We start from the raw sequence: 10,805 nt of genomic DNA, 5'->3' as shown, positions 1-10,805 counted from the left end.
AGCAGAGTGCCGGGCAAAAGCAGCAGGCGCAGGTCTGTGGCCATCGCCGATGTGCCGGTCTGGATCAGGTTGCCCCAACTCGCCTGCGGTTCCTTGATGCCGATGCCGAGGAACGACAGGAAGCTTTCTGAAAGGATCACTTCGGGCACCAGCAGTGAGCCGTAAACGATCACCACCGAAAGCGAGTTTGGCACGATATGTTCAAACACGATCTGCCGCCCTGTCATGCCCCCTGCCCGCGCCGCCTCGACAAACTCCTTGCGCGCCAAACCCTGCGCCTGCGCCCGCACGACAACCGCCGGGGTCAACCAAAGCGTAAAGACGATCGCCGCAAACAGTGCGATGTTACCGCCGCCGAAGAGCAGGCTCAAAAGGATCACAAGGATCACGTAGGGAAAGCCGAAAAGGATCTCGACGAGGCGCATCATGATCCCATCGACCCTTCCGCCGAGAAAGCCCGAGACTGCCCCGTAGAACACGCCAATGACCCCGGCGACGATGGCACCGAGAAAACCGATGGTCAGCGAGACACGCCCGCCTTCGAGCACCCGAACCAAGAGATCGCGGCCGAAATCGTCGGTGCCGAACGGATGTGCCGAGAACAGGTCGATCGGCGCGCCGATATTGTCGAAATCAGCGTCCTGCCCGGTGAAGGGAAACAGGAACGGGCCGAAAAAACAGGCGATCACGATCAGCGCAAGTATCCAGACCGACACCATCGCCAACCGGTGCTTGCGGAAGCGACGAAACTGAAGTTGCAGCGTCGAGGCGTGGCGGACGGGCGCGGCCACGATAAGGGGATCTGCGTCAACGGACATTGCGTAACCTCGGGTCGATCCAAGCTCGGATCAGGTCGGTGACGATGTTGAAGAGGATCAGCAACGCGCCGTAAAGCAAGGTGATACCCATCACCAACGGGTAGTCGCGGTTGAGTGCGGCATCTACAAAGTGACGCCCGATCCCGGGCAGTGCGAAGATCGTCTCGATCAGGATCGAGCCGGTGATGATCGCCGCAGTGGCCGGGCCGAGATAGGCGATGACCGGTATCAGTGCCCCCTCCAGCGTGTGGCCCAATAGCGTGCGGACGGGGCCGATACCCTTGGCCACGGCGGTGCGCACGTAGTTTTCGCGCATGGTCTCGATCATCGAGGCGCGGGTGAGGCGCGAGATATAGGCGATGTTCGGCAGGGCCAGCACCACCACCGGCAGCACCAACGAGCGCCATCCGTCGTTCCAGCTTCCTACCGGAAGCCACTGAAGTTGCACCGCGAAGATCACTTGCAGCACCGGACCAATCACGAAGATCGGGATGGCGATGCCGATCACCCCTACGGTGCCGGCGGCATAATCGGTAAAGCCGTTGCGGCGCATCGCCCCGGCGATGCCAAGCGCGATGCCCACAATGGCCGCCAGCAGCACCGCCCAAGCGCCGATGGTCAGCGAATAGGGCAAACCCGAAGCGATAATGTCGCCTACGGAATAGTCGCGAAACCGGGTCGATGGCCCGAGGTCTAGGTGCAGCAGCCCCCAGACGAAGCGGGCGAACTGCTGCCAGACCGGCTCATCAAGGTGAAAGGCCGCCTCGATATTGGCCTGCACCTCGGGGCTGATCTTGCGGTTGCGTGAAAACGGCCCGCCCGGCGCCAGCCGCATGACAAAAAATGTCAGCGTCACCAGCGCGAAAAGCGTCAGCGAACCATTCCAAAGCCTTTTGCCGACAAATCGCAGCATCGGATATTCCATCTTATGGGGGGCGGCCCGAAGACCGCCCCCGCTGGCTTACTCGAGCGTCAGAAACTGGCTGAGGATATACTCGCCCACCGACGGCTCGAACCCATGGACACGCGGGCTGACCAAATGCCGGCTTGCCTCCCGCGCGATCGGCGCGAAGAGCACGTCGTCGAGCAGGATCTTTTCCGCCTTGGCCAGCTCGATATTGCGGCTGGGCATGTCGGCCTTGGTGGCGGCTATGTCCATCTGCGCGTCGTACTCGGGCTTGTCCCAATTGTAGCCGCTGTCGGCGCTTGGGCGCATATAGGCTAGGAAGCTTTCCGCCCCGGCGAAATCCCCCACAAGGTCGTCGGCAAAGACATCCCAAGTGCCAGCGTAGAAGGAATCGAGCCAAGCCTTGACCTCGACCGGTTCGACCGTTGCCTCGACACCCAGCACCTTTTTCCACATCAGCGCCGCGCCCTGCGCCATCTTCATGCGCGCATCGCTTACCGTGGTGACGATGTTGATCTTGAGCGGATTTTCCGGCCCGTAACCCGCCGCCGCCATCAGCTCTTTCGCCTTGGCCTCGCGCTCGGCCTGGGTCAGTTCGGCACCCGGAATAAGCGGCCCGTCATAGGTCGGATCAAAGCCACCGGCGTAGGAATAGGTCGGCACCGCGCCCGATTTGACGATCTTGTTCATCAGCGTTTCGCGGTCGATCGCCAGCGACAAGGCCATGCGAACGTTGATGTCCTTGAGCGCGTCATGGGTCAGGTTGAAGGTGTAGAAAAGTTCTTCGATGATCGGATATATTTCGACCTGATCTGGGATCGACGCGCGCAGGCTTTCGATCTGGTTGGCCGGGATATCGTAGGTGATATCGATTTCGCCTGCCTGATAGCGCTTCAACTCGGTCGAGACATCCTCGGTCACCTGATACTTCACGAAGGGGATCGAAACATTCGCAGCATCCCAGTAATTCGGGTTGCGCTCTAGCAGCACGTGGCTTTGCGGCACGACCTCTTTGATCACGTAGGCACCGTTCGACACCACCTTGGCGGGGTCGATGAACACGCCCGCACCATGCGCCTCGTAGGAGGGCGAGTGCAGCGGTGGAATCTGGAACGCCCCAAGGATATCAAGGATATGCGGCGCGGGCGTCAGCATTTCTATCACCAGCGTGCGCGCGTCGGGCGCAGTCACGCCAAGCGTCGAGGGGTCGGTAGTGTCGCCGTTTGCCAGCGCCTCTGCACCCTTCACCTGCACCACCGAATAGAAGTAGTAGCCCTTGTCGCTGACCGTGTCGGGGTTGAGCGTGCGCAGCACCGAATTGACGTAATCCTGCGCCACCAGCGGGTCGCCGTTCGACCATTTCGCCCCGTCGCGCAGATGGAAGGTGTAGATCAGCCCGTTCTCGCTAACTTCCCAGCTTTCGGCCGCGCCGGGCCGTATGACGCCGCCTGGGCCGAAGGTGACAAGCCCCTCGTAGACATCGGACATGATCCAGCCCGCGTTGGCATCGAAGTTCACCTGCGGGTCAAGCGAGGACCACTCCGATCCAAGGCCACGGTCAAGGATGTCGCCTGCCAGCGCCGGGGCGGCGGTAAGACCGAGCGATATGGCTGTTATGGCAAACCACTTGGCAATTTTGTTTGTTTTCATCGTTACACTTCCTGTCAGGTTGGTTTTTGTTTTTTGGTTTCACTTCTAATCGGAAAGCAGGTTTCCACGCCGCAGAATGGTATCGCCCGCGACGTTGCAGAGGCTTTGTCCGGCAAGGCAATGCGTCCAGAGCTCGCGGCGGAACAGCAGCCCCGTCGCCGGTGCCACAACAGCCATGCGGCGGCGCGCAACCGGGTCGCTGACCCAAGCGATGGTTTCGCCGGCACTGACCTCAGCGCCCGGTGCACGGACCCAGGTCACGATTCCGCCCTGTGGCGCGAACGCCTCGCCAGCACCGCCGAGCGGCCTTTGCAGGGCCGGTGGATAGGCTGGTGCTGGTTCGCCCGATACCGCGCCCACGGCACCAAGAAAGGTCATCAGCTTGGCCGCATCCGCCTGCGCCACGGTATCGTCAACATCGTTCTGGCCGCGGTATTCTAGGGTGGTCGAAAAACAGGCCGCCGGAATCGGGAAGCGCGCGTCATAGCGCTTCCGCAGTGCCGCCCACGGCGCTGTATGCGCCTCATCGAACGCGTTGCCGCCTGATATATCTTCGATCAGCGCAAGCTTGGCACCCGTTGCCCGACCAAGCAGTTCAGTCACCTCGGGCCGCGCGCTAGAGGCGTAGAAATGCATCAGCGCGACATGGTCGCAATGCAAATCGAGCACGATATCGGCGTCATGCGACCATTGCATAAGCCGGATTCGCATTTCCTCCGCCTCGGATTTCGGCGTCTCGGCGGCAAGCGCGGCGGCGAAGGCGGCGCGGATCACCCGGGCGTTTTCCTCCGCCTCGTCGCCAAGCTTTCCCTCCAGCCCGTCACCCACCAGTGCCGCAAGGTCTGGGTAATGGCGGTTGAAATTGCGCATCGACTCAAGGTCTTGACGCCCTTGGGGTTTGTTTTGCACCCATTGCGTCAGCCCGATCGGATTGGCGAACGGCACCACCGAAACTTCGCCGACGACCCTGCCCTCGGCCTCGGCCACATCGAGCAGATCCATAAGGTGCCAAAGCGCGATCGCCCCCGGCATCTCGTCGGCGTGCAAGGCGCCTTGCAGGTAAATCTTGGGCCGCTGGCCCCCGCCCCCCCAGACATGACGCGTCAGTGTTCGGCTAGTACCCGGGCTTGCGCTCGTGAGGGGGACAGTTTCGGTTTTCATGGGGTCACGTGGTAGAATGAATTAATTCGACAAAAGCTGGTTGGCTCGCCGGAACAAGTCAAGCAACAAAGTGCAGGGTCGGGTCGCATCGGGCAATAAAGACCCGCCCCCACGCACCGACGCTGGAAGGTGTTGTCAGACGATTGTGAGGGCGTATATATTTCACCGTATTTACAGTCCCTTAGGCAACGAAATTGGCCGCACCGCCCGGCAAATGCGATGGCGCGATTCACCTTGCGACCCTGGCGATCAGTGTCGTGGCGCGCTCTGTTGAAATGGCTGGAAACCGGGGCATGAGCTGCGACTGATTTAGGCAATCCTTGCCCGCGCATAGTGTGAAGCGTCCGTTGCACGGCCCCGATTTGACGCCAATCTACGCGAGAGACTCGCACCTGCCGCAGGTTTGGCCGGCCCCTGTTCGCCCATCGGGCGGTCTGCTGCCGCTCGATCGAAATGATCTTGGGGGTGCTGCTAGCATTGCGGAAACCATGATGAAGGGTCATTCCCATTCGCTCAGTGACCTTTCTGCGCCAAGCCAAGCAAGGAACGCGCCTCTGCGGCGCTTGCCACGGGGCGCTGGTATTTGTCGCAAAGATCGACGACCCGCTGGACCAGTGCGGCGTTGGATGGGGCAAGCCTGTGCTTGTCGAGGCGCACGTTATCCTCCAACCCCGTGCGCGCATGTCCGCCCGCAGCGACAGACCATTCATTGACGGTCAACTGGTGCTGGCCGATCCCAGCTGCGCACCATTCCGACTTCGGCAGCAGGCGCCCCATTGTCTCGACGTAGAAATCGAAAACGCGGCGGTCTACAGGCATCGCATTCTTGACGCCCATGACGAACTGCACATAGGCGTTGCCCGCGATGCGGCCATCGGCATTCATCTCGGCCGCCTTGAAGATGTGCGATAGGTCAAACGCCTCCACTTCTGGCATCACGTCGTACTTGCGCATTTCTGACGCAAGCCAATCCACCAGATCGGGCGGGTTTTCGTATACCCGCGTCGGAAAATTATTCGACCCGACAGAAAGTGACGCCATATCGGGCCTTAGCGGCAACATCTGGCCACGCATCTTGCCTGCGCTTGTGCGACCGCCAGTTGAAAGCTGGATTATCATGTCAGGGCAATGCTTGCGCACGCCTTCGACCAGACGCGCGAAGCGCTCAGGGTCCGATGTCGGTTCCTGATTTTCGTCGCGCACATGCGCATGGCAGATCGTTGCCCCCGCCTCAAAGGCGGCTTGGGTGCTTTCAATCTGTTCCTCGACTGTAATTGGCACCGCCGGGTTATCCGCTTTTTTGGGGAGCGAGCCGGTAATGGCCACACAGATGATACAGGGTTTGCTCACGTCTTTTTCTCTTTGATGATTTTTCATGATACCACGTCAGCCGTGCGGCGCGTCACCACCTCGATCGAGGTCGCAAGAACATCCGCGATCTTCTCCAGATCTTCCGTTCCGATCGAATACGCCGGGGCGAGCAAGACGTGGTCGCCCTGCCACCCGTCGATCGTGCCGCTGCCGGGGTAAACCAGAAGCCCGCGCGCCTTCGCCTCGGCACCAATCCGTGCCGAAATCCCCAGCTTGGGGTCGAATGGCGCAGAGGTTTCCGGGTCTGCGACCAGTTCCACCGCCCAAAGCAAGCCCCGACCCCGAATGTCGCCCACATGCGGATATTGGCCCAAGCGCCCCCGCAGCGCCGCTTCGAGCGCCGCGCCTTGTTCGACCACCCGCGCGGCAAGACCATCTTCGACGATCACCTGCTGCACCGCCAGCGCCGCGGCACAGACCACCGGATGGGCCATGTAGGTGTGGCCATGGGTAAAAGTGCCCGAACCTTGCGCAAAGCTGTCATGCACCTCGGGGCGGCAGACAACCGCGCCGATTGGCAGATACCCACCGCCCAAACCCTTGGCGAGGGTCACGATATCCGGGGCGATGCCCTCTGCGGCACAGGCAAGGAAGGGGCCTGTGCGGTGAACGCCGCACATCACCTCGTCGCAGATCAGCAGCACGCCGTAACGGTCGCAAATCTCGCGGATGCGCGTGAAATAGCCCGGCACCGGCGTGACCGCACCCGAGGTCGCGCCGACCACCGTCTCAACCAGAAATGCCGCGACGTTTTCTGGCCCCAGCCGCAAGATCTCTGCCTCCAGCGTATCGGCGGCGCGGCGACCGAATGCTTCGGGTGTTTCGCCCGGTTCGGCGTAGCGGTAGTAGAAACAGGGCATGACCTGCGTGCGGTCGGGCAACATCGGGGCATAGGGCGCGCGCCGGGTTTCGCTACCCGACCGCGCCAGCGCGCCCAACGTGTTGCCGTGATAGCTCTGACGGCGCGAGATCACGATGTGGCGCCCCGCCTGTCCGCGCTCGATCTGGCACTGTCGCGCCATCTTGATCGCCGCCTCGACCGCTTCGGACCCGGAGCCCACGAAATAAACGCGGGTCATGCCAAGCCCTGCGGCGTTGCAGATATGGGTGGCCAGTTCCTCTGCCGGCTGGCTGGTGAAAGCGCCGTTATGGGCATAGTCGAGTTGCGCGATCTGCTTGGAAACAGCCGCCACCACACGCGGATCGCCATGGCCGATGCAGCTCACCGCCGCGCCGCCTGAGGCGTCCAGATAGCTGCGGCCTGCAACGTCGGTGATCTGTTGGCCCAAGGCGCGGGTGGCCATCGGCGGGGTGGTCAACGCTGATCGGTGAAAGACATTACTCATCTTTGTCTTCTTTTCTTTGATTATGTACGGAACTGTAGGTCCCGCTCTCGTAAAATGCGTTCTCGATCTTTCGAATGCGCTGGGTTGCGTCGTCGCCCAAGCGGGCCAGCAGCGATACGATCAAACTTTCAACCAGCGCATGGGCGGTGGTGATCAAGGGGAAGAAGGACGGCCCCTCGATCGGGAAAATCAGCGTTTCGGCCGCAACCCGCGTGGCCTGCGTTGCGCGGCTGTCGGAAAGGCAGATCAGTTTGGCCCCACTGTCGGCCACCGCGCGCGCCACCTTGTCAATCTCGTGCCCGTAGGGCCGGAAGTTGATCGAAAGCACCGCATCGCCCGGCTGAAGAAGCGCAAGATCGCTTGCTAGAGGAGAGGCCTCGCCCCCTAGAAAGGCCACATTGTCGCGCAGCATCCGGCAAAGATAGGCAAAGGTCAGCCCGGGGCCACGGCAACTCATGAAAGCCGAGATGAAGACCCGGTCAGCCTCGGCAAGGATTGCTGCGGCGCGGCCAAAGACCTCGGGTGGATTGACTGCCGCGGCATGGTCCAGATTGGCGCGGTGTGCCGCAAAACTTTCTTCCACCAACGCAGGCAAGCCTGAATGGTGCAACACGCGCTTGGCGCGATCTGCATAGGCGTCGGGCGCGCGCAGCAGGTTATCGGCGTGGACAGCGCGAAAATCGGCCCAGCTTTCAAAGCCCAGCGCCTGTGTCAGGCGTAGCAGCGTGGCGGGCGAAACACCGGCCCGCGCCGCCAGATCCCGCATCGAGTAGATGAGCACAGCGTCGGGATGGTCAACCACGTGACGCCCGGCCTGACCAACCTGCCGTGGCAGGTTCGGCAGGGTGTTCACGATCAGTGAATGGAGGTCTTGAAGGGTCATCATCTCTCGGGTTCCGATTTCTCAGCGGGTCAGGTCAAGCCGTTCGGGCGGGATATGCCGGAACGGTAGCTTGGTGGCCTCGGCCATCGCAGGGCCCGGCGTTTCCACTTGGGCGAAGGCGTCGAATTGTGTGCCGAAAGAGGCGCGGAAATGGTTCTTTGCCTTGGCCAAAAGCACCGGAACCTTGGAAATATCTATCCCGTGCAGCCGGAAATACTCTGGATCATTGGGCGCATAGCCGCCGCTGGTGACAAGGATTTTCAGCGGACCGACGCGCAGCACGGCCGTATTGCCAAGATTGACCGCGATCCCGGTTTCCATCGGGCCCGTGTTCACAAATCGCCCATCCGTCAGCCGTTCAACCACCGCCTCAACCGGCACCGGTGCGCCGAACCGGTCATCAATCCGCCCGCCGAGGCAGAGCGCAATCTGCGCGCCCTTCCCTGCCGTGCGCGCGGCCGCAACCGCGCCCGGATCGTCAAAGAAGGCAAAAACAGAGCCTTCGGGAAGATCGGCCTTCAGGGCGGCGGCCAACAGGCCGGGCGTATCTCCGGCACCACCCGACATCGGGTTGTCGGACGGCTCAAGGATCGCCCAGCGACGCCCGTCGGCCCAAGACCCGGTCGCCATGAACGCCTCTGCCGTCGGCAGATCGGGGATGAAGGCCGCCCGTCGCTTGCGCATCTCGGCCACCATCCGGCTGGCAGTCTCGGCCGTCATGGCCTCCGCCGTGGCATCCTCCGGGGTCAGGTTGGTAACCATTACGCCCGCATTCGCCTCTGGGCTATCGGCATAGGCAAAGCTGGCATAGGGATACACCGTGATCGGCAGCCCTTTGGCCGCGGCCTGGCCCTCTAACGCAAGGGCCAGAGCCTCTATCTCGGTCATCGGCCCCGCCTCGTCGGTGCGCATGTTGAAGCTCGGCAAAACCAGATCGCAGCGCGCCAGCGTCACCGCGCCGTGCCCGCCGCCCCGAAGGATCAGCGCCGCAAGCAAGTCCAGCGCCCGTTCTGCAGTTTCCCGCATGTCTGTGTGGGGATATTTGCGGTAGATCGTGGCCCCGTCCAACGCCGCAGCCAGCGCCGGTGTCGGGATGCAATGCATGTCGAAGGAAGCGACGATCGGCAGATCTGGGAAGCGCGCGCGCAGCCGCGTCACCAGCGTCGTTTCAGGCGACGGATCGTCTGTTCCAAGGCAGGAGCCGTGCATCGAGAGGTAAATCCCATCCACTTCGTCAAAGGCGGGATCGGTCGCGATCTCGTCGATGATGGTGTTCAGAACGGATTGCTCTACCGGGCCACCCGGTGCCGATGCGGCAAGGCGCGAAAAGACCAACTGCGCCCCGCTCCGCTCTGCCCAGCCGAACGCCCCGCCGGTTTCCACCGTCGTGCCCCGAAAGACCTGCGCCTCTTCGTTCCCCTTGCCGTATTCCCGGCCCAAGAAATGCGCGAGCCCGATATGGGACGGGGTGAAGGAATTGGCCTCGTGCCAAAGGCGGGCGATTCCGATCTTCAAAGCATGTCTCCGTTTCAAGGCAGTGTCTTGTCAGGGGGCGGCATCGGGGCCGCCCCGAGAGTTCAAAGCTCGGCGCTGGCGGTATCGAGGCAGGAGGTCAGGATATCTGCCATTTCATCCACCTGCGCGGGGGTGATGATCAGCGGCGGTGAAAACACGAGCCCCTCGCGCACGGCACGGGTTGCAAGGCCGCGCTCGAAGCAGAGGTTGCGCACGCGGGTGGCAACCGATCCGGTCGGCGTGAAGGGCGCGCGGGTGTTTTTGTCCGAAGTCAACTCCAGCGCCCACATGGCACCGATGCCGCGCACTTCGCCCACCAGCGCATGGTCGATAAGGGCACCCAGCCTTCGCGCCAACGCCGGCTCGACGGTGCTGCGCACATGTTCCACCACCCCCTCGACCTCGACTATATCAAGCGCCTTCAACGCCACGGCTGCGGCGACGGGATGGCCGGAATAGGTGAACCCGTGCGAAAACACGCCCGGACGGCTGCGCATGACTTCGGCCACGCGCGCCCCCACCCCCACAGCCGAAATCGGCAGGTAGCCAGAGCTCAGACCCTTGGCCATACACATGATGTCGGGTTGGATGTCGTAGCTTTGGGCGCCGAACCACTGGCCAGTGCGCCCGAACCCGCAGATCACCTCGTCGCAGATCAGCAGGATGTCATATTTGCGGCAGATCTGCTGAACCCGCGCCCAGTACCCCGGTGGCGGGGTAATAACGCCGCCCGCCCCCATGACCGGCTCGCCGATGAAGGCGGCAACGTTTTCGGGGCCGACTTCAAGGATCTTCGCCTCCACCGCATCGGCGGCTTCGCGGCCATATTCGGCGTCATCCTTGCTGCGGCCCGCAGCCCATGCGTAGGGTGCCTTGGCATGGGAGATGCCCGCGATCGGCAAGCCGGGCGCGCCATGCATACCGGGTAGCCCGCAAAGGCTTGCCGCCGCAATGGTCGAGCCGTGATAGGCATAGTCGCGGCTGATAATCACCTGCCGTTCGGGCTTGTCCTCTGCCGCCCAATAGGTCCGCACCAGACGCATTGCGGTGTCATTGGCCTCTGACCCGGAGTTTGCGAAGAAAAAGTTGTCGATGCCATCGGGCGCAAGCCCCGCCAAGCGTTCCGACAACTCGATGACCGGCTCATGCGAGGT

9 protein-coding genes are annotated in these 10,805 nt (G+C 62.3%); all 9 read right to left on the bottom strand.

Features of this window, described 5'->3' with window-relative positions; translation table 11 throughout:
- On the bottom strand, nt 1–818 hold an 818-nt coding region (locus ABY403_RS08215; RefSeq protein ID WP_372840294.1), incomplete at its 3' end, for an ABC transporter permease.
- Nucleotides 808–1,731 carry an ABC transporter permease gene (locus tag ABY403_RS08210; protein WP_372840293.1) on the bottom strand — a complete coding sequence of 308 codons (924 nt, stop codon included), beginning with the start codon at nt 1,729–1,731 and terminating at the stop codon, nt 808–810. The genes ABY403_RS08215 and ABY403_RS08210, both read right to left, overlap by 11 nt.
- A gap of 48 nt (nt 1,732–1,779) precedes the next feature.
- The gene (locus ABY403_RS08205) at nt 1,780–3,375 is read right to left on the bottom strand and encodes a peptide ABC transporter substrate-binding protein (RefSeq protein WP_372840292.1); all 1,596 of its coding nucleotides are present in this window, start codon (nt 3,373–3,375) and stop codon (nt 1,780–1,782) included.
- A 45-nt stretch (nt 3,376–3,420) separates the two neighbouring features.
- A complete protein-coding gene (locus ABY403_RS08200; protein ID WP_372840291.1) occupies nt 3,421–4,536 on the bottom strand; it encodes a succinylglutamate desuccinylase/aspartoacylase family protein in 1,116 nt (371 codons plus the stop codon).
- Nucleotides 4,537–5,049: 513 nt separating this feature from the next.
- Nucleotides 5,050–5,886, bottom strand: a complete 837-nt coding sequence (locus tag ABY403_RS08195) for a 3-keto-5-aminohexanoate cleavage protein (protein WP_372840290.1) — start codon at nt 5,884–5,886, stop codon at nt 5,050–5,052.
- 23 nt (nt 5,887–5,909) lie between these two features.
- Nucleotides 5,910–7,253, bottom strand: coding sequence for an aspartate aminotransferase family protein (locus tag ABY403_RS08190; RefSeq protein WP_372840288.1), 1,344 nt, complete (start codon nt 7,251–7,253; stop codon nt 5,910–5,912).
- Nucleotides 7,246–8,139: a MurR/RpiR family transcriptional regulator gene (locus ABY403_RS08185; RefSeq protein WP_372840287.1), complete on the bottom strand. Its 894-nt coding sequence runs from the start codon at nt 8,137–8,139 to the stop codon at nt 7,246–7,248. The genes ABY403_RS08190 and ABY403_RS08185 overlap by 8 nt, the downstream gene beginning before the upstream one ends.
- An 18-nt stretch (nt 8,140–8,157) precedes the next feature.
- On the bottom strand, nt 8,158–9,651 hold the full coding sequence (locus ABY403_RS08180) for a M81 family metallopeptidase (protein ID WP_372840286.1): 1,494 nt from the start codon (nt 9,649–9,651) through the stop codon (nt 8,158–8,160).
- 62 nt (nt 9,652–9,713) lie between these two features.
- Nucleotides 9,714–10,805, bottom strand: a 1,092-nt coding sequence (locus ABY403_RS08175; RefSeq protein ID WP_372840285.1) for an aminotransferase, incomplete at its 5' end; no start/stop codon positions are given.

Source organism: Phaeovulum sp. (assembly GCF_041596715.1).
Taxonomy (GTDB): domain Bacteria; phylum Pseudomonadota; class Alphaproteobacteria; order Rhodobacterales; family Rhodobacteraceae; genus UBA6213.
This window is presented reverse-complemented; position numbering and strand designations above follow the sequence as displayed.

Coding starts and splice junctions, on each gene's coding strand:
- ABY403_RS08210 (WP_372840293.1), bottom strand. CDS start 1,731: ATGCTGCGATTTGTCGGCAAAAGGCTTTGGAATGGTTCGCTGACGCTT.
- ABY403_RS08205 (WP_372840292.1), bottom strand. CDS start 3,375: ATGAAAACAAACAAAATTGCCAAGTGGTTTGCCATAACAGCCATATCG.
- ABY403_RS08200 (WP_372840291.1), bottom strand. CDS start 4,536: ATGAAAACCGAAACTGTCCCCCTCACGAGCGCAAGCCCGGGTACTAGC.
- ABY403_RS08190 (WP_372840288.1), bottom strand. CDS start 7,253: ATGAGTAATGTCTTTCACCGATCAGCGTTGACCACCCCGCCGATGGCC.
- ABY403_RS08185 (WP_372840287.1), bottom strand. CDS start 8,139: ATGATGACCCTTCAAGACCTCCATTCACTGATCGTGAACACCCTGCCG.